We start from the raw sequence: 23,412 nt of genomic DNA, 5'->3' as shown, positions 1-23,412 counted from the left end.
AATCTGGTATAGAAATCCTTTATAATCCGGCCGTTTTTTTACTCTGAACCAATGAAAGTGAACTAATGTCAGACTTATCTCATTACAGAAACATTGGTATTTTCGCCCACGTAGACGCGGGTAAAACTACCACAACAGAACGTATCTTGAAGCTTACTGGTAAAATCCATAAAACTGGTGAGGTTCACGATGGTGAATCAACAACTGACTTCATGGAGCAGGAAGCTGAGCGTGGTATTACCATCCAGTCAGCGGCAACAACCTGTTTCTGGAAAGATCATCGCATGAACATCATCGATACTCCGGGACACGTTGACTTTACAGTTGAAGTATATCGTTCACTTAAAGTACTAGACGGCGGTATCGGTGTATTCTGTGGTTCTGGCGGTGTTGAGCCTCAGTCAGAAACTAACTGGCGTTATGCTAACGAATCTGGCGTTGCACGCTGTATTTTCGTTAACAAGCTAGACCGTATGGGTGCAGACTTCTACCGTGTTGTTGGCCAAGTTAAGAAAGTACTTGCTGCTAACCCACTAGTAATGACGCTTCCAATCGGTATCGAAGACGAGTTTACAGGTGTTGTTAACCTTCTAGACATGAAAGCGTACATCTGGGACGATTCAGGTCTTCCTGAAAACTACGAAGTTGTAGACATCCCTGCAGACATGGTTGAGAAAGCGAACGAGTACCGTGAGCAACTAATCGAAACTGCTGTTGAGCAAGACGACGACCTAATGATGGCTTACATGGATGGCGAAGAGCCGTCTCTAGAAGACATCAAGCGTTGTATCCGTAAGGGTACTCGTGACCTAGCGTTCTTCCCAACTTACTGTGGTTCTGCATTTAAGAACAAAGGTATTCAGCTAGTTCTTGACGCAGTTGTTGACTTCCTACCTTCTCCAACAGAAGTAGATCCTCAGCCACTGACTGACGAAGAAACTGGTGAGCCTACTGGTGAAGTAGCAACAGTATCTGTTGATGAGCCGTTCCGTGCGCTTGCGTTCAAAATCATGGACGACCGTTTCGGTGCCCTTACGTTTATCCGTATTTACTCTGGTAAACTTAACAAAGGCGACACCATTCTTAACAGTGCAACGGGTAAGACTGAGCGTATCGGTCGTATGGTTGAGATGCACGCTGACGAACGTACTGAACTTACTTCAGCACAAGCAGGTGATATCCTTGCTGTTGTTGGTATGAAGAACGTTCAAACTGGTCACACGCTATGTGATCCGAAGAACCCTTGTACTCTAGAGCCAATGATCTTCCCTGAGCCAGTAATCTCAATTGCTGTTAAGCCAAAAGATAAAGGCGCTAACGAAAAGATGTCTATCGCTATCGGTAAGCTAGTAGCAGAAGATCCATCTTTCCAAGTTGAAACTGACGAAGATTCGGGCGAAACCATCCTTAAAGGTATGGGTGAGCTTCACCTAGATATCAAAGTAGACATCTTGAAGCGTACTTACGGCGTTGAGCTAGAAGTTGGTCAGCCTCAGGTTGCATACCGTGAAACTATCACGCTACCTGTTGAAGACAGCTACACGCACAAGAAGCAGTCTGGTGGTTCTGGTCAATTCGGTAAGATTGATTACCGCATCAAGCCAGGCGAAACTAACTCTGGCTTCAAGTTCACATCTACTGTTGTGGGCGGTAACGTACCTAAAGAATTCTTCCCTGCAATCGAAAAAGGTTTCGCAGGTATGATGGAAGTGGGTCCTCTAGCGGGTTACCCAGTACTAGACGTTGAAGTTGAACTATTCGACGGTGGTTTCCACGCAGTTGACTCATCAGCAATCGCGTTCGAAATTGCAGCGAAAGGTGCATTCCGTCAGTCAATGCCAAAAGCGGGTCCTCAAATTCTTGAGCCTGTGATGAAAGTTGACGTATTTAGCCCAGAAGACAACGTTGGTGACGTAATCGGTGACCTTAACCGTCGTCGTGGTATGATCAAAGACCAAGAAGCTGGCGCCACTGGCGTTCGCATCAAGGCTGACGTACCTCTATCTGAGATGTTTGGTTACATCGGTCACCTACGTACTATCACATCTGGTCGTGGTCAGTTCTCTATGGAATTCAGCCACTACTCAGCATGTCCTCAGAACGTAGCTGACAAAGTAATTGAAGAAGCAAAAGCGCGTAAAGCTGCTAAGTAATTAGCCTTTGCGAATGTTAGCTAGCTTGTGCTAGCTAACGCTTCAAAAAATACGAAAAAGCCGGTCGCATGACCGGCTTTTTTATGTCGAGTGTCCCGTCTTGAAATACGTTTAGTACATCTTATAGGGCAGAAATTTTCCTGACATAACTACGCTTACTCGGTCGCCTTTAGGATCGTTTTCGCGCTGTAAATCCATAGAAAAATCGATGGCACTCATTATGCCGTCGCCAAACTCTTCATGAATTAATTCTTTTAATGTAGTGCCATACACGCTCACCAATTCATACCAGCGATAAATAAGCGGGTCAGTAGGCACCTCGGTTGGCAATGAGCCCTTGTAAGGCACAATCTGAAGCCAAGCAATGGCTTCGTCGGAAAGCTCAAGTAACTCACCCACGGCTTCAGCTTGTTGCTTTGTCATGGCCATTTGTCCTAAGCAAGCAGCAGTACTCCATTCTTTTGACTGACCAACAACTTCGGCAATCTGACTCCACTTTATGCCTTTTAAAATTTTGGCTGATTGGAGCATGTCGGTAACTTGGGTTCTTGATGTAATCATTAGCATTTCCTTAAAGGGTTAATTAAACAAAATGAGCGTAGCTAGATTGCTGAGAATAAGTGCCAGTATTAGCACCTTGTAAACAAAAAGAGGGTGGCGTTTTACTAACGGCTCGTACGCCGTATGTTGTGACGGATTTGGGTAGCGAAGCGAAAAGAGAAACTCAGATAATGTCGAATAGCGTTTATCAGGGTTAACATGTAAGGCTCGTTTCAGGGCACTATCAACCCAATTTGGTATTGGCCGTTTAGGGTTTATTGCAGTTTGGTATTTTAGCTTTTTCTGCTGGGCTAACGTGCGACAGTGAGCGAGTTTTGTATGGTAGGGATAACGCCCGCACAAAAGAAAGTAGGTAAGTACGGCTAAGGAGAACAGATCAGAGCGCTCTGTGCCTACATTTCCTAAAAAGTACTCAGGTGCTGCAAATAGCGCTGCGCCAGGAATAGGTGTGTCACTATAAAGGCTTGGGGCATCGGCTAAGGCTGCCGAACCGAGGTCGATAATAGTGCAGTGGCCCTGTTCGCTAATAATAATATTGTCGGGGCGTATATCTCTGTGAAGAATTCCCTGCCGGTGCATAGCCTGTAAGCCGTTGCCCACTTGCTCGATTATATTCCTAACTTGCTCTAATGATGGTGTGGGGTTATCAACAGCCCATTGGGCTAGCGTTTGACCCTGCACATATTCACTGATGCTGTAAAAAGCGGAAGGGGAGTACGGTAAACCCAGATCAGTAAACATGGGGCTTTTAATAACATGTGCCGAATTAATCCGTCTCGAAAACCAACTTTCTATTAGGAACCCATTTAGCATCTCTGGCGATTGGGTAAAGTCTGTGGCCGGTGTCTTTACAATTACAGGGTTGTTTGTGTGCTTAGCTTTGGAAGATGAATTGGAGGCAATAAAGACATGGCTTCGGGCCGACGTATAAAGCTGTCGTTCTAGCTTTAATCCATCAACTTCATCACCCGTTGTAAGGTGTGTGGTATCGAGCTCTTCGCACACTTGTTTATCAGATTGCTTAATCGGGGGTCTAACCGCAGTTTCAGATTTCTCAGAATTGGCTATCAGCTGGACCCGCGATGATCTGTTTAGTAAAGATGAATTTGGTGTAGATAACGTTGAGACGTCAGCATTCGATGGGTGACTGTGATCGCAGAGCCCATCAGTGCCAACAACATGAATCTTTACGAGAAGTAAGGTGAGGTTGTCATCGCTTCCTTTGGTAAATGCCTCATGTACTACTAGCGCAGCTTGGTTTTCACAAAGCGTATCGGCATCATTAATTTTCTTTAGAATGGTAGGTAGCGAAACAAACTCATAAACCCCATCGCTACTTAGTGAAAACGTACTCGATGAGTTCAGGGTGAACGTCGTATGGTCGATGTTTATGTGCGCTTGAACGCCTAAGGCTTTGGTAAGGTAATTCTGTGAAGGCACGGTTTCCGATATTTGACGGTGAGGGTTCGTGAGCGAGATAGAAGACTGTAAGTTCTCCGAAACAACCTGAATTTCACAATCCCCCACATGAAAAACTTCTAAGTGATTACCCGTAACAACTGCGATTGATAACGTGCAAACATAACCTTTTTCTGGTGTATAGCAAAAAGGGCTTCGCTGCGTACGGGCATAAAGTAGCGCGTTTATTTCTTTGATAATAGTTTCAGCGCGCGTCTTAACAGGCCATTGTTCCGGCGTCATGTTGAACAGTTTAATAAACTGCCTGGTAGCAAAGTCACTAGCAATCTGACTAACCGTACTGCTGCTCACACCGTCAGCGATAACAAAAATGCTGCTTTGATTTCGTTCATCAGAAATATGAAAAGCATATGCATCTTGGTTTATCGCCTTCACGCCGGGTGTAGAAAATGCACTTATACTAAGCGTATTAGGTAGCGGATAAGTTGAAGTGTTTAGCGCGGCTCGATCATTCATGTTTAATTGCTTTTTACCTGCATATTCAATCGTGTAACCACTTCGTTACCTCTATGGAGAGGACAAAGCCATCATGACTTGCTTTATAGATATAAGTGATGATGGCTTCGAGATAACTGCCTTAGTTAAATAGGAAGCGTTTGCGATGCAGCGGCTTTATCAACAGGGATAGTACGTTTTGGTAGCGTCTTAACGTGGGTGGTGTATAGGGTCAATCCAGTAAAGGCGAGGCCACCTACGAGGTTGCCAAGTGCAGTTGGGATCTCGTTCCAGATGAAGTAGTCCATAACAGAGAAGTCACCGCCCATAATAAGACCAAATGGGAAAAGGAACATGTTGACTACCGAGTGCTCAAAGCCCATAAAGAAAAACAGCATAATAGGCATCCACATAGCCAATACTTTTCCACTTACGTGAGTTGAAATCATTGCACCGACTACGCCTAACGATACCATCCAATTACACAGCATGCCGCGAATAAAAATGGTGAACCAGCCTGCAACGCCGTGTTCTGCATAACCCAAGGTGCGGGCTTCACCAATACTGGCTACCTTAGTCGCAATGGCACCGCCATCCACGTTATACCCCATGGTAAAAATAAACGACATCATAAAGGCAACCGTTAATGCGCCACCAAAATTACCTAAAAATACCAATCCCCAATTACGTAGAATTTGCTTTGGTGTGACACCAGGTCGCTGTGCAAGCCACGCGAGAGGAGTGAGTACAAACACGCCGGTTAACAAGTCAAACCCCATAAGGTAAAGCATACAAAAGCCAACCGGGAATAATACGGCACCAAGAAGAAATACGCCGGTTTGAACGGCAATGGTAATGGCAAAAACAGCAGCCAGAGCCAGAATTGCACCTGCCATAAAAGCACGTATTAGCGTATCGCGTGTAGACATATAAATTTTAGCTTCGCCTGCATCTACCATCTTGGTTGCAAACTCAGCGGGGAGAAGATAAGCCATGGTTTCACCTCACGTTGTCGTTATTAATAAGTTGTCAGTTGTGTGTTGTGGTTCACTGTTTCAATGCGTTGTAGAAGATCAAAAAAAGGCGTCCGCAGCGCTCTCGTAAGAAAGAACTGGGGACGCCTTTGTCCGAAACTCATTCATTGTAGTAGCTAACAAATAAACCGTTGTTTACGTGTACGCCTTTGTACTTTAAAGCCCGCTGGCAACTAATACTTTTATAAGTAAGCGCCCTCGTACTTTTGTTATCCATTAATACAAAGCTAAAAAAGTGCCAATTACCAAAACCTGTATGGAAGAACTAAGAATGCTATTTAAAAACAAAGGGTTGAGTGAAACTATGATTGGGTTGATAAAAACTTTTACCGTGTCACTATCATTTAGTCTGCACTAAAAAGGGGGGAGTGTGAGTGTTTAAGGTGCAATCGCTTTTACGGGTTCCTACTTCAGTGCGTTTTTTAATATTTTTAGCTGATGCTTCATGGTTGAGTAAACTTTTGCATCATGTGTTTTGGGGGCGTATTTTTCGTGCTCAAATTGGTTACACAATAGCGTTAATGCCTTCTCAGCGTCTTCGTTTAGTAAAGGCGTTACCTCAGCCAGATAAGCAGACAAGGTTTTAACCCCTCTTTCTTTTCCGGTTTTCACCTCTACGTGCTTTATCGCGTTTAGTAAAATATTGTGCGTAGGCGATAATGTATTGCGGCTAGCTCCAGGTAAGAAATACAGAGTTAAAATAAGACCGATAAGGCCGATGGCGGAAAGAAACACGACTCGCATTTTTTGCGGCGTTAGCGAACCTAGTAATTCTTCAAGCATGTTGGTTTGCGCTGTATTGTCAAAGCCAAGTACCCATTTACTCCATGAGTAATCAAGCTGTTGAAACCAGCTGTGTAGTGTTGCAAAAATAGCAGCGTTGCTCAGGTCGCCCAAAATACTGGTTTGACGAGACTCACCAAGTTCTTCCAATGCATGTTCTAGCCCCAAGGTTAAGCGTGACGGTGCCACCATACTTGTGGGGTCGTGGCGCGTCCACACACCATCAATAAACGCTTCCACCCACGCATGAGCGTCGTACTGCCTTACTTGAAGCACATTGTCATTCAGCGCGCTTCCGCCCTGATAGCCTGTTACCATTCTTGCGGGGACTCCAGCGGCGCGAAGCACGTACACCATGGCGCCTGCGTAATGGGCACAAAAACCTGAGCGTTCTTCGAATAAAAATCGGTCTATGGGGTCGGTAGGCATGGCGTTCGGCGATAGGGTGTATTGGAAGCCTCTTTGATTGAATTCACGCATTATTGCGTTAACAATGTGCTGTGCACTCGAATACTGCTTTGTCAGAGTCTGTCCCCATGCTCTGGCTCGTGGGTTTCCATTCATGGAAACTTGTAGGTTCAATTGCGCTTCAAAATTTTCTATTGCACTCGTAATTTGAGCTGTTGAATAGTAGCGCAGATAAAACGCTTTCTTACTGGAAATTGGGTTATTCGCCTGTAATGTAAAATCAAAAAGACTTCTTACGAAAATACTGTTTTTGATGTTGTTGGGTGTCGAAGGCGCTAACGCAAATAGCCACGTTTGCTGTGTGGGCTCCACGATAAGTTCATAGTTTATCACTTCAAGTGAGTCTTCCTCGGCTAACACTGACAATGGTGACGACTTGCCCATGTAAGCTAGCTGCTGCTCTGCCTGTTTGCGTTTGTCGCTAATAGACCAGGTTTTCCCGTCAAAATGTTCTAAGGTCATAGCGCGCCAATACCTGGACGATGCATCGGGGACTTCTTCTTCGCTTTTAAATGTGGCGCTGAAAGCCAACTCAGACGAACTTGCTAGCGATGCGATATCACCTGGCGTCACTGTATCAGAAAGCCCCGTTTCAGTTGATTTAGACATGGGCATTTGCCAAAGCGGAGGAAGTTGGGGCAGCAGCAAGAACAGTAGCAGCGCGATAGGAAAAGCCTGAACGATAAGCACGGTTACGAACTTTATACTTTTTGTTTTGGGTATACCTGCGCCATGATATATGGCAGTTGCGGAAAGGAGCAGGGCCAATATTCCAGTATAGCCAATCCATGCAAACACGCTTAGTGACGAAATAAATCCACAGCCGATTAAGAATAAACAGGTACAAATAACCAAGTGAAAGTCTCGTTTTTTCTCTACCAGCATGATTTTAAGAGCACACGCGACCGTTAACAAATTGATCATGCTATCAAGCAATCCGACTGAAAAGCCAAACCACGATAATGCGAACACTGCCAATATCGCCAGTAAGTTAACCGTACGTGATGTCGGTAAACTGTTTAACGCACTAAGGCCTGCCGTCCTCACTATCACTGCGCATCCACCAAGCATGAGCACCCATGTCATAAGCGGTGTGGTAAGTGTAAAAAGAATGAAAGAGAATGCTATGCAGAGCATAAGCACAGCCACAGACTTTGGTTGGCTAAACACCCTCTTAAAAACGGTTAATCGTGAAAAACGGCTTAGTGAAATGGCGTTCATTTCATAGACCTCGTACTTTCACTCTTTATCGAGAATATTGAAGCCGTTTTATTTGATGCTGGCGACGCCTGTGATGAATGCGAATTCAAACAAGCCAGTGCACTAAGACATTCGTGCATATGCATTTCCCCATGATCAGGGGCAATGTTAAGCCCTTTGTACTGTATTCCAAAAACGCGCTCTGCGGCCGTCCAAGATATAGTCGCATAGGTTAGTGCAGAGATGGCCGTTTCAATATCAGTACTGGATGGAATTGAAATAACAACACTATCGCTTTGAAATGAAGTGAAGGATTTTGAAACCCAGTTTCCGTTTCTAGCCACATGCTTCCACGACACTCGGTTAAGGGGCTGTCCAATTTCATAATCGTTTAACGCATAGAAGTCTTCGTTACTTGTAAGATCGTTAACCTGACTGACGCTATCTGACTCATTAGAACTGGCAACCTTATCGATAGTGACCGGGCCTTCTTGAGGTTTTGCGTAGACAGTGACCTGTTGGTTAAAATCGAGATGGGTCCAGCATTTGTATAATCCCAGCGGAAAATCGCATGCAATGGTTAGTCGTCCAAGTGCAAATCGGCCCCGTACTGGTATTTGAAGAGGCACGCTGAGGGTTTGCGTTTGTTTTGTTTCCGCAACTTCATTGTCGTTTAAAGAAAAGCTGTACGTCTGCTGATCCACTGAGGTGTCTTCATTGCTAGCATGAACAGCGGTTTCCATGGAGCGCACTGTATTTAGCCACTTTATCGCTAATACACCATTGCAGGTTTTCGTCGGCCTTGCCGCGTGAGGGATAACCTGAATCTGCAATTCACCCTGTAAGTTACAGTGAAACGAACGTGGGGGAGCCGCTTTAAGCGCTAAACGCGCAAAGTTTTGATGAGTATAAAACAGCGTTAACAACATAATGCTTAAGCACAAGTAGCTAAGCAGTAACATCAAGTTGTTTTGGTAGTTAGTGCCAAGTAAAAACAAACACAGCGATAAAATAATAAAAGACCAACCGAAACCGCTGGGCAATATAAAAATACTGTTTAAGTTGAGGTGGTGTTCGTGAGACGCCGGAACTCGCCTGTCTAACCACCTCAATAGCCTACGCTGTAAGTAATTCAAAACTGAAGCTGGCATTCTAGGCACGTTTAGCGCTCCGGTAATTCATGAATGCTAGGCTGCCAGTGGGTCAATACTATCAAGTAATTTCTGGCTTAGTTTTTCACCGTCAAAAGCATGGGTTTGCTGCCTGTGTGTCAACTGGTGTGAAGACAATGTGAGCCTATGAGCGGTAATGGCCACGAATACGGCCTGCACATCTTCGGGAGTAACATACGATTTTCCGGAAACAAAGGCCCAGGCTTTAGCACCTTGGAGTATCGCTCTGCTGGCTCTTGGCGATAGCGGGTTAGGGTAATCATTACTTTCTCGACTCTCACTTACCAATCTTAGTATGTAATGAATGATGGCATCGCTGGTATGAATCGCGGCGACCTCTCGTTGCATCCCGCGCAAATTCTCCTCATTCAGTATTTGTGCAAGCGGTGCTGATGTATCCTGTTGCAACAGCATGGCTTTTTCTGCTTCCCACGCTGGATAGCCTAAAGAAATACGCATAAAGAACCGGTCGAGTTGGGACTCTGGCAAGGGGTAAGTGCCCGATTGATAGCTTGGGTTTTGTGTCGCAATAACAAAAAATGGAGAGGGCAGGGCGTGGGTAACACCATCTATACTCACTTGCCGCTCTTCCATCGCCTCTAACAGGGCGCTCTGCGTTTTGGGGCTGGCTCTGTTTAGCTCGTCCGCTAACACGACTTGGCTAAAAATAGGGCCGTGTCTAAACGAAAAGCGCTTTGCCTCGTCTTGTTCATGACTATGAAAAATGTTTACGCCTAACATATCTGATGGGAGCAAGTCAGAAGTAAATTGAATGCGAGAATATTGTAGGCCAAAAACTTGGGAAAGTGCATGGGAAAGGGTGGTTTTACCCATTCCCGGTAAGTCTTCAATTAATAAGTGGCCATTGGCAAGTAAACAGGTTATCGCGAGTTTTAACTGGTGATCTTTACCAATAATTTTATTACTAAGAGCCCGCTGTACATTAATGATATCTTGGCGCATATAATTGTCACTTAAGTTTAAGTTTACTCTGTCACACTACGTATTAAACAGTGAGAAAGCGATTAAGGCTTTTCTAAGGATGATACGCACTGTTGTCTGAGTTCATGTTCTAGTTTACATGGTTAGCGAACGGTAACGAGTGCCGACTACGCGGAGCTTCAAAGACCACTACTTCTTAATAATAGCAACGATAGTGAAAGGCTTTCTATTGAATTGCCTGTTAAATTTCATACGCAGGTATATTAGCGTTTCACTGGTTCGTCTCGCGCCTTTTTATAGGTAAATTTCAGTGCTTGAACTATGTCAATTTTGTCAAAAAGAGAATGGTTTAGACAGACATTATTCGTTACAAATGTGATGCGGTTATGGATACGGATAAAACACTTTATCGCTGAATCTGCATAGATTCCGCAAAACATCTGTTATTAAGTGCTGCGTAGTTTATCTGTGTTGTCTATAATGGTGCCTCTTAAAAAGGAAGTAGTTATGAAAAGCATTGAAATAGATGACGATTTATATGCCTTCATCGCCAGCCAAACGAAGCATATTGGTGAGAGTGCATCACAAATTTTAAGACGTTTACTTTTGCCTGAAGACGGTGCCGTGTCCCATGGTGTCCAATCTGGTGGGGTTTCATCTACATCTGTAAAAACAAGCGAACCAAAAAGTACAGACGTTGTAGAAACCGCAGATAACGCAAGTGAATCAACACCCGAAGTTGAAACTCAAGTGGCGCCTAAAGTACAAACCAAAGCGCCTACTAAAGCGACAGCCAGTTCAGCAAAAAAAGTAGCGCCAAAAGCCGTAGCGAAGAAAGCAACAGCCAAGGTGACGCCTGCGAGTGCGGCTAAAAAAGGCTCGGAAGCTACTTCTTCAACGCCGTCAAGTGAGACCCACGAGAAACGCGATATTCTTGATACGGTATCGAAAGATGCACTGGGCACATTTACCAAACGTGTTGATCAGTTTTTGTTTGTTTTAAGTGCAGCGCACAAGCTTAATGCAGAAAACTTTACTCGTGTTGAAAGTATAAAAGGTAAAAACCGTACGTACTTTGCGACAAGTAAGGCGGCATTGCTGGAAAACGGCAGCAGTACTAATCCTAAAGCTATCCCTGATAGCCCGTTCTGGGTGGTAACAAATAACAATACTGCCAAGAAAACAAATATGCTGGAACACGTTTTGCGTAACTTAGGCTATCAACCCGATGTTATTGAAACCGTGATTGCGCGTTTCTCTTCAGAAGGTAAATAGCAAGCCAAGGTATAGAACAACGAAACTTCTAAATAAGGATTTTTTCATGGCATTACATCCGCAGGCTGGACAGCATGCAGCAAAAGAGCAACTCATTAACGTACCCCAGTTAGTGAGTCAGTATTACAGCTATAAACCGGATATGAATGACCCGGGTCAAGCGGTCTCTTTTGGCACGTCAGGTCACAGAGGTACAGCTTCCAATGCTACGTTTACCGACACCCACATCAGTGCAATTTGCCAAGCATTGGTAGAGTATCGTAAACAAGAAGGTATCGACGGTCCGCTGTTCGTTGGTAAAGATACCCACGCGTTATCTGAGCCTGCCATGATTACCGCTATCGAAGTTTTGTGTGCAAACGGTGTCAATGTTGTCGTGCAGCGCGCAGACAATGAAAGCATGGGCTATACGCCGACACCTGTTATTTCACGTACTATTATTCGCTACAATCGCTCAGGTAATACCGACAAGGCAGATGGTATCGTTATTACGCCTTCTCATAACCCTCCTTCAGACGGTGGATTTAAGTACAACCCGCCTCACGGTGGGCCTGCCGATAGTGATGTAACCAAACAAATTCAAGAACGCGCAAATGAATTAATTGCCGATGGCAATAAAAGTGTTAAGCGTATCGATATTCGTCAAGCTACCGTGCGCAAATTGGTTCGTGAAGAAGACTTCATGGAACCTTATATTGAAGACCTTGCAAACGTTATCGACATGGAAGCGATTGCAAAAGCTAACTTGAAGTTAGGTACTGACCCATTAGGTGGTGCAGGCATAGGCTATTGGTCGCGAATTGCAGATAAATATGGCTTGGACATTACCGTTGTTAACGACGCGGTTGACCCACAGTTTGGTTTTATGCGCCGCGACAAAGACGGTAAGCTTCGCATGGATTGTTCGTCTGCCTATGCGATGGCAGGGCTTATCGAGCTGAAAGATAACTTTGACTTAGCTTGGGGCAATGATCCTGACTTCGATCGTCACGGTATTGTGTGCAAAAGTGCGGGCCTAATGAACCCAAACCATTATTTGGCCGTGGCTATTAACTACCTTTATACCCACCGTCCAGAGTGGCCTAGCGATTTAAATATCGGTAAAACACTGGTGTCTAGCAGCATGATTGACCGCGTAGCCAACAGCTTAGGTAAACCTTTAGCTGAAATGCCGGTAGGCTTTAAATGGTTTGTTGATGGTTTATCAAACAGCACTATTGGTTTTGCGGGTGAAGAAAGTGCTGGTGGAATTTTCCTTGAACGTAATGGAAGCACTTGGGCGACAGACAAAGACGGCTTTATTCTTTGTTTGCTGGCAGCTGAAATCCTAGCCATCACAGGCAAAGATCCTGGCGAGCACTACAAAGCGCTAACAGAAAAATTTGCAGCGCCGGTTTACAGCCGTGTTGACGTAGCAGCAACCCTTGAACAAAAGCAGAAGCTTTCGGCGATGGATGCATCTGTCGTCACTAGCGATACGTTGGCGGGCGAGCCTATCATTGCCGTTCAAACCCATGCGCCAGGTAATAACGCGGCAATTGGTGGCGTTAAAGTATCGACAGAAAATGGCTGGTTCGCAGCGCGTCCTTCTGGCACCGAACAAATTTATAAAATCTATGCGGAAAGCTTTAGCGGTGAAAGCCACTTACAGGATTTAATTGCTGAAGCCGAAGCCTTAGTCGGAAAAATAATTAAATAAGCACAAAAATAAATCACTTTAAATTTCATTTTGTAAATTTATTGTTAAAAATTGCATGGGTGCATACGAATTCATGCGATTTTTTGTTATTTTAACAAAATAATTACAACATAATCGTTTAAGCGCTGCTATATTGCTGTCATATTCTGAAGTTATTCTGTAATTAAATTACGTTTTTGGTGTGTAAACACCGCTTCTACTTAAGAGTGAGACGCAAAATGAACGCAAAAGCGACCAAGACGCAACCCTCTCCAGTGATCGATAAGGCTGCATTCAAAGCAGCGGTTATCAAACACTTGCACTGCACGCTAGGCACCGACGAAAACAAAGCAAACAATCACGCTTGGTGGAAAGCAACGTGTGCTGCAATTCAAGAACAAGTACTTGAAGGGTTGCGCAAAACCCAGAAAAGTCATTACCTGAACGACACCCGCGCCGTTCATTACTTCTCTGCTGAATTCCTAATGGGCCGTTTGCTTTCAAACAATTTACAAAACTTTGGCCTGTTCGATGTAGCGAGTGGCGCGTTGAAAGAGCTAGGTGTTGAAATTTCAGATATTCTTGAAGAAGAACCTGATATGGCGCTAGGTAATGGTGGCCTTGGCCGACTAGCGGCTTGCTTCATCGACTCACTAGCGACAATGGAATTACCTGCCATAGGTTATGGTATTCATTACGAGCACGGTTTGTTCCGCCAAGAAATTAAAAGCGGTGCGCAAATCGAGCGTCCAGACAGCTGGCGTGACTACGGTAATCCATGGGAAATATGCCGTCCAGAATCTATTCAAGAAGTCTCGCTTTACGGCTATGTAGAGACTAAATACGGCGACAACGGACGAGTGCTAAAAGAGTGGCACCCTGGCTCAATTGTTAAAGGTGTGCCGTGGGACATTCCGGTTGTAGGCTACGAAGGTAAAACCGTAAACGTATTGCGGTTGTGGCAGTCAGAAGCGTCTGACTACTTCAATTGGGACGTATTCAATGCTGGTGGTTATGTTGATGCACAGCGTGAAAATGTATCAGCTGAAACCATTTCAAAAGTACTTTATCCAAACGATGAAACCGAAGCGGGTAAAGAGCTTCGCCTTATTCAACAGTACTTCTTCTGCTCGTGCTCCCTTAAAGACATTATCCGTCGCTACAAGCGTGCCCATGGCGACGATTGGAGCCGCTTTGCCGACCAGGTTGTCATTCAGCTTAACGACACGCACCCAGCTATTTCTATACCAGAGCTAATGCGCATTCTTGTTGACCGCGCAGAGCTTGGTTGGGATGAAGCGTGGGGGATTTGTACAAAAGTATTTGCATATACCAACCACACCTTGCTGCCAGAGGCACTCGAGAAGTGGCCTGCGCGCATGATTGAAAAGATCCTTCCTCGTCATCTAGAAATCATTTATGAGATTAACCACCGCTTTATGGCTGAGGTTGATAAGAAGTGGCCTGGTGACAATGCCATGAAAGCTAAGCTTTCAATCATTGAAGAAGGTAACGAGAAGATGGTTCGTATGGGCCACCTGTCGGTAATCGGTTCATTTGCTGTTAACGGTGTGGCAGAAATGCACTCTCGTCTTGTTAAGTCGTCTCTGTTCCCAGAGTTCGATGAACTGTATCCAGGTAAGCTAACTAACGTAACCAACGGTATTACGCCACGCCGCTGGTTGAAAGCGTGTAACCCAGCGCTGTCTAAGCTAATCGATAAAAAGATTGGTGAAGACTGGCCGCGCGACTTAGACAAACTGCAGGGGTTAGCTAAATTTGCGAGCAATAAAACGTTCCAGAAGCAGTTCATGAAAGTGAAGCTTGAGAACAAAGAGTTGCTAGCAGAGGAAATTCGCAAGTCACTTGATATTGAAGTAGACGTTAACGCCATTTTCGATGTGCAGATTAAGCGTTTGCACGAGTATAAGCGTCAACACTTAGCGCTTCTGAATATTATGGCACTGTACCGTCGTATACTTGAAAACCCTGATTACGATATGCACCCGCGTGTATTTATATTTGGTGCAAAAGCAGCGCCGGGCTACAAGCTTGCGAAAGATATTATCTTCGCCATCAACAAGGTCGCCGATAAGATCAACAATGATCCGCGCGTAAATAACAAGATTAAAGTAGCATTCTTACCAAACTACCGTGTATCACTCGCTGAAAAAATGATTCCAGCGGCAGACGTATCTGAGCAAATCAGTACGGCAGGTAAAGAGGCATCAGGAACCGGTAATATGAAGCTTGCACTGAACGGTGCGGTAACTATTGGTACACTTGATGGTGCAAACGTTGAAATTGCTGAAGAAGTGGGTGATGACAACATCTTTATCTTCGGACTTACAGTAGAAGAAGTGAACGAGCTTAAAGCGAATGGCTATAACCCACATGACTACTACTATAAAGATCCAGAAATTAAAGCTGTGCTGGATTGGTTAGAAACGGATTACTTTACGCCAGGTAAACCAGGTGCATTGGTGTCAATTAAGCAAAGCTTACTTGATAACGGTGACCCGTACATGGTGCTTGCAGATTTCCGTGCTTATTCTGATGCACAAATCGCAGTGGATGCTGCATACCGCGACAAAGAGCGTTGGGCGGAAATGGCCATCATCAATACAGCGAAGATGGGTAAATTTACCTCAGATCGTTCAATTCGTGACTACGTAGAACGCGTTTGGAAACTTTCACCGTGTAAGATTGAAAGCTAATCGCAGAACCGTAAAGAAATAGCCCGGCAGTGGTACACTCGCCGGGTTTTTTATTACTCTCGAAAAGCGTCTTCTTTGTATATTAGTCGCTTCAAAATGTGGCATAGTTTGCTGTTAATACCTTAGTAATAGGTGCTATAGCTATGTTTTTGTTCAATTTTAGGCCCGTTCTGTACAAAAGTATATGACGGTATGCAAAATAATACGTTACTGTCATTGCGCCTTACGTAGCACCATGGTTTTATATATAACTAGTTGTTTTTTGTACCTCGAAGCGTGAAGCTCAAGGAAAACATCATGAGCCAACACACATCACTGGCAACCATTCCCAATCGCTATGCATTTATCGATAGCATTTCAAAGCAAGCGTCCCGTTGCGCTTCTATTTCATTGATGTTGGTCGATGTGGTGCGTTTTTCTGATGTGACAACCAGTTTGGGCATTCACATAGGCGATCGTTTTTTACTTGAAATAGCTAACCGTATTCAGCTCCTTTTTGGACCCGTAATATCAATTGGGCGTATCAGTGGTGATGTTTTCGGTATTGTTTTTCCCAATGAAAGTAACGATGTGGTTATGCGACAAATGTTCGAGCGCTTAGTCGAACATTTCAAAACACCTATGCATTACGATGGTACGGCTTTTATCGCAGACTTTAACGTAGGCGTGGTATGCAGTAGTAGGCTCGATTTTGATATTACTACCTTTGTTTCTCGTGCGGAAACAGCGTTGAAGCAGGCTAAAGAAAACAAATACGAAAACTACTTTGCGTTGACCAAATCAGACAAAACCGATACCGGCAGAAGTCTGGCGTTAAAAGCCGATTTAAAGCGTGCATTAGCGCAAAATGAACTAGAACTTTACTATCAACCTAAAGTTAACCTGACAACGTTAGAAGTTGTGGGGGCTGAGTGCTTGCTTCGCTGGAATCACCCTCTTGACGGCGTATTGTTCCCTGGTCCACTTATCGAAGCGGCTGAATCTTATAATATGATGAGTGAACTTGGCTACTGGACGCTAGAACAAGCGTTTAGGGCACTCGCTGAATTAGATGTATTGAAAGTCCCGATTGTTTTGTCTGTTAACATTTCACCGACGCAGCTTTACGACAATCAATTACTTCCTACGCTAACCATGTTAAGCCTTTCATACGCCATACCTTTGTCGTTTATTGAACTAGAGCTTACAGAAGATGTAGCTTTATCGAATTCACTTATGGTGAAAAAGCAGTTAGATGATCTGCGAAGCTTAGGAGTGTCTATTTCTGTGGATGATTTTGGTAAAGGCTATTCAAATCTTGCCTATATTCGAGATTTGGAATTGGATGCACTGAAAATAGATAAGTCCTTTGTGATGGAACTTGAGGCGCACCCTGTTAATCGCGCCATTATAGAGGCGGCGAAAGTGATAGGGCATGCTAAGGGGTGCTGTGTAGTAGCCGAGGGTATAGAAACGATAGAACAGCTTCACATTCTTCGGGAAATTGGCATTACACAAGGGCAGGGATATCTATTTTCTCGCGCCGTTCCATTTGATGATTTTGTTCAACTTACACAACAGGAGATAATTATTGGCAATTCTCCAAGACGCGTTCAGGCTTAGCTACCTCGATAAGACAACTTGTTCTGCATACACTAATTAAGCAAACCGACATTGCATTGGCTAATACGTTACAAAACGCAAGTAATAAAACCGTGAGATCACGTGATTTTGAAGGCTTGTCTGGGTACACTGGAAGTATTCGAGATTAGACAAGGTTAACAAAGCTCACACTTATGCAAGAACTTATCGAAAGCGGCCAATTTTTAACACTTTCTCGCCGTAACTCTGCATTATTTGAACGCTCTCATCAGTTTACATTAGCTAATGGTACGCTCGTCGATATTACAGCACCTGGCATTATTAGTTTCTCAGTACAGCCAGCCGTTAAATCAAATAAACGCATTGTTTTATCATGCGGTGTTCACGGTAATGAAACCGCGCCTATCGAAATCTGTGATGACTTAGTCAAAGGGATCCTTACAGGTAACGTAACGCTGGCACATGATGTTTTGTTCTTATTTGGCAATCTGCCAGCGATGGATATAGCAGAGCGTTTCGTTGAAGAGAACATGAACCGCTTGTTTAGCGGTGCACACTCGAAGGGCGAAGGTTTAGTGAACGCAGAGCGCGTTCGTGCTAAACAACTCGAAGATGCCGTGGCGTCTTTCTTTGAAGCTGGTGAGGGTACCCGATATCACTACGACCTACACACAGCAATTCGCGCCTCTAAAAATGAAAAGTTTGCGGTATATCCTTATCTTCATGACCGAATACATAGCAAAGGGCAGCTGGCGTTTCTTGCTGCTTGTGGTGTGAAAACCATACTGCTGTCGGAAAGCTCTACAACGACCTTTAGCTATTTCTCGTCATATCAATACAACGCCCACGCGTTTACGGTTGAGCTTGGCAAGGTGCGCCCATTTGGGCAGAACGATATGCGTCGATTTGAAGATGCCACACAAGCGATAACGCAGCTCATTACTCAAACCGAGTATGCGCCTACGCTCGATATGGATGACCTTGATATTTATCGGGTGAACCAAGTTATAAACCGAAATGACGAACAGTTTACGCTTCATTTTGATGATGATACGCCAAACTTCACTGACTATCCTAAAGGCACGGTATTGGCATCTGAGCCGGGTAAAGAATACGTGGCAGAGCAAGACGGTGAAGCCATTGTTTTCCCTAATGCAAATGTGGCTATAGGGCAACGCGCCTTGTTAACAGTAGTGCCTACCACGTTGGATAAACTCGATGTTTAAACTTGATAGCCGTTTACACAATGATACATTTTTTGTCTGTGATCTTTCGCTGTGTCGTGTACTGTTAATGAACGACAGTCAATTCCCGTGGCTTATTTTAGTGCCTATGAAAAGTGATATTGCGGAAATTATTGACTTGTCAGAAGAAGAACAGATTACTTTACTCAAAGAGTCTGCATTGACATCAAAGGCTATGCAGTCCTTGTTTTCACCGCTCAAGCTTAACGTGGCAGCACTAGGCAACGTGGTAAGGCAGCTTCATGTTCATCACGTCGCGCGTTTTGAAAACGATTGTGCGTGGCCGAAACCTGTATGGGGCAATCAGCCAGCAATGGCCTATAACTCCATCGACGCACAGGCACTTGTTAAGTCCATTCAGCAGTGGTTTGAAGATAACAGCTAGAGGACGTATGACCTCAATAGCGATTAATAAAGAGTTCACATTAAAAGGAGTTACGCATGATTGTTTCAACTACCCCAACGCTAGAAGGGCATAAAATTGAAGCTTATTACGGTATTGTTGTGGGCGAGGCCGTAATGGGTGCAAACGTATTTAAAGATCTTTTCGCCTCTATTCGCGACATAGTGGGTGGACGTTCTGGGTCGTATGAAGAAGAATTAACCACTGCACGTAAGCTAGCCTTTACTGAGCTTGAGCACGAAGCGAGAAGCATGGGGGCGAATGCTGTGGTTGGCATCGACTTAGACTATCAAGTCATTGGCGATAAAGGCAGTATGCTTATGGTAAGCATTAGCGGTACTGCGGTCAAAACAAGGCCTTTATAAAACGAAAAAGCACGCGCGCCTAAAAGGCATGCGATTATCTATTAAATCGAAGCGAGGTTTTTTGCCTGTTGTTTATTACTGCGGCAATACCTCGCTTTTTTTTATGTACCCTCGATAATTCTAACTAAGGAAATGTAATGCTAAGAAAATGGATGTTTGTCCTACTCGCCGCATGCTCCTGTCAGCTATTTGCGCAGGACGCACTGAAATACCAAAAGCCGTCTAAAGAAATTCTCGATTTGGTAGATGTTGCGCTAGCGCCCGCGACACTGGTAGATGATGCACAACAGAATATGGTGCTGTTGTTTCGCGACAACTATAAGTCGATAGAGGATTTATCTAAAGAAGAGCTTCGCCTAGCTGGGCTTAGAATTGACCCCGCTACTAACATTGGAAGCCGCGTAACTTACTACAACAATCTTCAGGTTCAACGGGTGGGGAGTCAAGATAGCCTTACTATTAAAGGTATGCCTGAAACGCCCCGTTTAACTAATTTTACTTGGTCTCCTAATCAGCGCTACATGGCATTTACCCATACAGCAGAGAAAGGCGTTGAGCTTTGGGTACTTGATATTGAAGCGGCAACCGCCAGAAAGCTTTTTGACAAGCCTATCAACGCGAATATGAGCGATACCCTAAACTGGAATGCGGATAGTCTTTCTCTTTTAGCTAAAGTGGTACCGAAAGACAAAAAAGCCCTAATTGATACTGATGTTGTTGTGCCAAGCGGCCCCACGATTTCAGTAAGTGACGGCAAAAAAGCTCAAAACCGCACCTACCAAGACTTACTCAAAAATAAAAATGACGAATTTAACTTTGAGCAATTGGCGCGGTCTGAAATTTATAAGGTTCCGCTAAAAGGCAAGGCTACACCTTGGCTTGCGTCAGGCATGTATGGCGATGTTAGTGTTTCTCCCGCTGGCGACTACGTGATGGTAGAGGAATATAAAGCGCCATTTTCTTACTTAGTGACCTATCAGCGCTTTGGGCACAGCATTAACTTGTACGATAAAAAGGGCAAATTAGTAAAAACGCTTGCAGATGTTCCGCTTATTGAAGACCTGCCACAGGGGTTCATGGCTGTGCGAACGGGGCCTCGTGATGTTCAATGGCGCAACGACAAACCTAACACGATAGTGTTTGCCGAAGCACTCGATGGCGGAGATCCAGAAGTCGAAGTGACCCACCGCGATAAGCTTATGCAGCTAGAAGCACCGTTTAACGGTGATGCCACACAAATTCTAAAAACAGAAGACAGGTTCTATCGTCTCATTTGGAATAACGACAGCGTCGCCATTGCCATGGATTATTGGTGGAACACGCGCAATATTAAAACGTACTTGTTTAGCCCAGACCAAAGTAAGTCTGCGCTGATTATTTCAAATCGAAGCTATCAAGATAAATACAGCGACCCAGGCAACTTCGTTACCCGTAAAAATGGGTATTTCAAAGATGTTCTAGCTGTAGAAGAAAATAGTGCATTTTTGTTAGGAGATGGATTTACGCCTGAAGGGCAGTTCCCATTCTTGGATAAGTTAGATTTAGAAACCCTTGAAACCTCTCGCGTATACGAAAGTGCGTACACGGACAAATTTGAAGACTTGCGTGATTTCAACATGAAAAACGAACGCTTGTTGGTAAGAATCGAGTCTAAGCGTGACTTCCCTAATTACTATTTCCGCAATTTAAAAAACGATACGTTGACGCAATTAACACACTTTGAAAATCCTTTTGAAAGCATTCAAAACGTTAAGAAAGAAGTCATAACGTACAAGCGTAACGATGGACTGGACTTAACGGGTACTTTGTATTTGCCAACAGACTATGACCAAGACAAGCGCTACCCTATGATCCTATGGGCTTATCCAGAAGAATTTAAGGACAAGTCAAGCGCGGGTCAAAACACGCAAAACCCAAATCGATTTATTTACCCGTGGTACGGTTCGCCTATTTATTGGGTTACAAAGGGCTACGTTGTATTGGACGATGCGTCTTTCCCTATCGTTGGGGAGGGGGATGAAGAGCCAAACGATACCTTTAGGCCGCAGCTTGTTGCTAATGCAAAAGCAGCGATTGATGCACTTGATCAAAAAGGAATTATTGATCCAGAGCGCGTTGCAGTGGGTGGGCATAGCTATGGTGCGTTTATGGTAGCAAACCTGTTGTCTCACTCTGACTTATTTGCTGCAGGAATTGCACGTTCTGGTGCCTACAACCGTACCTTAACGCCATTTGGTTTTCAGTCGGAGGAGCGTCATTATTGGGATGCTCCAGAGGTGTATTACACTATGTCGCCATTTATGCACGCTGAAAAAATGAAAACCCCGCTTTTGCTTATTCATGGTGAGGCTGATAATAATTCCGGTACATACCCAATGCAAAGTGAGCGCTATTTTAACGCCCTCAAAGGCTTAGGCGCGGTGACGCGTTTAGTTATGTTGCCTAAAGAGAGTCATGGATATCGCGCTAAAGAAAGTGTTCTACACACGCTTTGGGAGCAAGATCAGTGGCTTGAAAAGTATGTGAAAAACAAAGGCGCTACACAATCACAGTAGCGTGTTAGTCGAGTTGCTAACAAGACTAAAAAGGTGGCAAAGGCCACCTTTTTCTTTTGCTATAAAGCGCAGCTTTATTTGGCCGTTTTTTCTATTGGCTGCTCTTCAACAGCATCAGCATCAATGGCAATCGTATCTACGATCACCGCGCATGCTGCATCACCCGTAATATTAAGTGCGGTGCGGATCATGTCAAAAATTCTGTCTAGGGCAAATAGCAGTGGTAGGCCTTCAATGGGAATACCGGCAGAAAGTAGCACTGCAACGACTAAGAATGATGGCCCAGGAACGCCTGCTTGACCTACGGCGCCAAGCGTAGATGTCAGGATGATGGCGATATACGCGCCCATTGATAAATCTATACTGAAAAGCTGCGCAAAAAACACCGCCACCAAGCCATAATAAATCGCATTTCCGCTCATATTGATCGTGGCGCCTAACGGCAGTACAAATGATGCTGTTGCGTTTCTTACACCTAGCTCATTCTCTACTGTGTTCATAGTGACCGGCAGTGTAGCCATGGATGATGCGGTTGAAAGGGCGACCGCTTGAGGTTTTTTCATGGCGACAAGAAATGACTTAGCCGACATTTTAGTAAATAGCTGGATCAAAAGCGGGTAAACTACAAAACCAAACACTACTATTGCAGCAATAAATACCAAGAAGAGTTTGAATACCACCATTAGCGCGGCAAAACCAAATGTTCCTACTGCCTCTGCCATTAAACCAAATACGCCGATAGGTGCGATCTTCATTACACAGTTAATCATCCATACCATTGCATCAACAATGGTGTTAACGCCATTTAAAATGGGCTCACGGTTCTTTTTGGGTTGTTTAGAAAGGGCGAGGCCAAAGAACAAACAAAATACCAAGATCTGAAGAATATTCGCATTGGTTAACGACGCAAATACATTGGTGGGGATCATACCCGTAACGGTGGCCCAAAACGAAGGCAATTCACCTTTAGATGCGTATTCACCGGAAAACATACCTTCTACAGCAGAAACGTCGATACCCATTCCTGGCTTAAATACTTCACCCATTACGAGTGCTAATGTTACAGCAAGTCCCGACGTTAGCGCAAAGTAAGCAAGAGTAGATAACCCTACTTTGCCTGCATTAGTGCTGTTGCCAAGTCCTGCAGCTCCAGATATAAGTGCTACTGCCACAAGGGGAATAACCAGCATTTTTATTAGGTTGATAAAAATGGCGCCCAGTGGGGCGAACATTTTGGCGCTTTCACCCATAAAAGCACCAACCGCGGTACCAATAATCATTGCAATGACGACCTGTACGCCGATATTGCCCAATAAGGATTGTTTTTTAGACACGTCTAGAACCTCTTAGAGTGTGTTTAAATGTGA

General features: G+C 44.4%; 16 protein-coding genes. 9 read left to right on the top strand and 7 right to left on the bottom strand.

Annotated features, from left to right (window positions below):
• Window positions 1-65: 65 nt before the first annotated feature.
• On the top strand, window positions 66-2,153 hold the full coding sequence (gene fusA, locus V7R42_RS01830) for an elongation factor G (RefSeq protein ID WP_334018540.1): 2,088 nt from the start codon (window positions 66-68) through the stop codon (window positions 2,151-2,153).
• A gap of 111 nt (window positions 2,154-2,264) precedes the next feature.
• Here the strand turns inward: fusA and cynS are convergent, their stop codons facing one another.
• The 6 genes from cynS to V7R42_RS01800 form a co-directional block, all read right to left on the bottom strand.
• Complete coding sequence (cynS, locus tag V7R42_RS01825) at window positions 2,265-2,714, bottom strand: cyanase (RefSeq protein WP_334018539.1); 450 nt, start codon at window positions 2,712-2,714, stop codon at window positions 2,265-2,267.
• An 18-nt stretch (window positions 2,715-2,732) separates the two neighbouring features.
• Window positions 2,733-4,649, bottom strand: a complete 1,917-nt coding sequence (locus V7R42_RS01820; protein ID WP_334018538.1) for a protein kinase domain-containing protein — start codon at window positions 4,647-4,649, stop codon at window positions 2,733-2,735.
• Window positions 4,650-4,774: 125 nt separating this feature from the next.
• A complete protein-coding gene (locus V7R42_RS01815; protein WP_334018537.1) occupies window positions 4,775-5,623 on the bottom strand; it encodes a formate/nitrite transporter family protein in 849 nt (282 codons plus the stop codon).
• 444 nt (window positions 5,624-6,067) lie between these two features.
• Entirely contained in the window at window positions 6,068-8,134 is a 2,067-nt protein-coding gene (locus V7R42_RS01810) for a transglutaminase family protein (protein ID WP_334018536.1), read from the bottom strand.
• On the bottom strand, window positions 8,131-9,264 hold the full coding sequence (locus V7R42_RS01805; RefSeq protein ID WP_334018535.1) for a DUF58 domain-containing protein: 1,134 nt from the start codon (window positions 9,262-9,264) through the stop codon (window positions 8,131-8,133). Before V7R42_RS01805 ends, V7R42_RS01810 begins: the two co-directional genes overlap by 4 nt.
• A 36-nt stretch (window positions 9,265-9,300) precedes the next feature.
• On the bottom strand, window positions 9,301-10,248 hold the full coding sequence (locus V7R42_RS01800) for an AAA family ATPase (protein WP_334018534.1): 948 nt from the start codon (window positions 10,246-10,248) through the stop codon (window positions 9,301-9,303).
• 486 nt (window positions 10,249-10,734) lie between these two features.
• On the opposite strand from V7R42_RS01800, the gene seqA reads away from it, so the two are divergent.
• The 8 genes from seqA to V7R42_RS01760 all read left to right on the top strand — a co-directional run bounded on the left by seqA (window position 10,735) and on the right by V7R42_RS01760 (window position 22,045).
• Window positions 10,735-11,502: a replication initiation negative regulator SeqA gene (gene seqA, locus V7R42_RS01795; RefSeq protein WP_334018533.1), complete on the top strand. Its 768-nt coding sequence runs from the start codon at window positions 10,735-10,737 to the stop codon at window positions 11,500-11,502.
• Between the two features lie 46 nt (window positions 11,503-11,548).
• A complete protein-coding gene (pgm, locus tag V7R42_RS01790) occupies window positions 11,549-13,201 on the top strand; it encodes a phosphoglucomutase (alpha-D-glucose-1,6-bisphosphate-dependent) (RefSeq protein WP_334018532.1) in 1,653 nt (550 codons plus the stop codon).
• A 218-nt stretch (window positions 13,202-13,419) separates the two neighbouring features.
• Window positions 13,420-15,897 carry a glycogen/starch/alpha-glucan phosphorylase gene (locus V7R42_RS01785; RefSeq protein WP_334018531.1) on the top strand — a complete coding sequence of 826 codons (2,478 nt, stop codon included), beginning with the start codon at window positions 13,420-13,422 and terminating at the stop codon, window positions 15,895-15,897.
• Window positions 15,898-16,194: 297 nt separating this feature from the next.
• Entirely contained in the window at window positions 16,195-17,499 is a 1,305-nt protein-coding gene (locus V7R42_RS01780) for a putative bifunctional diguanylate cyclase/phosphodiesterase (protein WP_334018530.1), read from the top strand.
• Between the two features lie 173 nt (window positions 17,500-17,672).
• Window positions 17,673-18,704, top strand: coding sequence for a succinylglutamate desuccinylase (gene astE / locus V7R42_RS01775; RefSeq protein WP_334018529.1), 1,032 nt, complete (start codon window positions 17,673-17,675; stop codon window positions 18,702-18,704).
• On the top strand, window positions 18,697-19,107 hold the full coding sequence (locus V7R42_RS01770; protein WP_334018528.1) for an HIT domain-containing protein: 411 nt from the start codon (window positions 18,697-18,699) through the stop codon (window positions 19,105-19,107). Before astE ends, V7R42_RS01770 begins: the two co-directional genes overlap by 8 nt.
• 56 nt (window positions 19,108-19,163) lie before the next feature.
• Window positions 19,164-19,490, top strand: a complete 327-nt coding sequence (locus V7R42_RS01765; RefSeq protein WP_334018527.1) for a heavy metal-binding domain-containing protein — start codon at window positions 19,164-19,166, stop codon at window positions 19,488-19,490.
• A gap of 137 nt (window positions 19,491-19,627) precedes the next feature.
• Window positions 19,628-22,045 (top strand): alpha/beta hydrolase family protein, encoded by a 2,418-nt coding sequence (locus V7R42_RS01760; RefSeq protein WP_334018526.1) that lies wholly within the window; start codon window positions 19,628-19,630, stop codon window positions 22,043-22,045.
• 74 nt (window positions 22,046-22,119) lie between these two features.
• On the opposite strand, the gene V7R42_RS01755 is transcribed toward V7R42_RS01760, so the two are convergent.
• The gene (locus V7R42_RS01755; protein ID WP_334018525.1) at window positions 22,120-23,379 is read right to left on the bottom strand and encodes a dicarboxylate/amino acid:cation symporter; all 1,260 of its coding nucleotides are present in this window, start codon (window positions 23,377-23,379) and stop codon (window positions 22,120-22,122) included.
• Window positions 23,380-23,412: the final 33 nt, after the last annotated feature.

Source organism: Alteromonas sp. S015, from assembly GCF_036864485.1.
Lineage (GTDB): Bacteria > Pseudomonadota > Gammaproteobacteria > Enterobacterales > Alteromonadaceae > Alteromonas.
The sequence above is the reverse complement of the archived record's forward strand: the minus strand, read 5'-3'. Positions and strand labels throughout refer to the sequence as shown.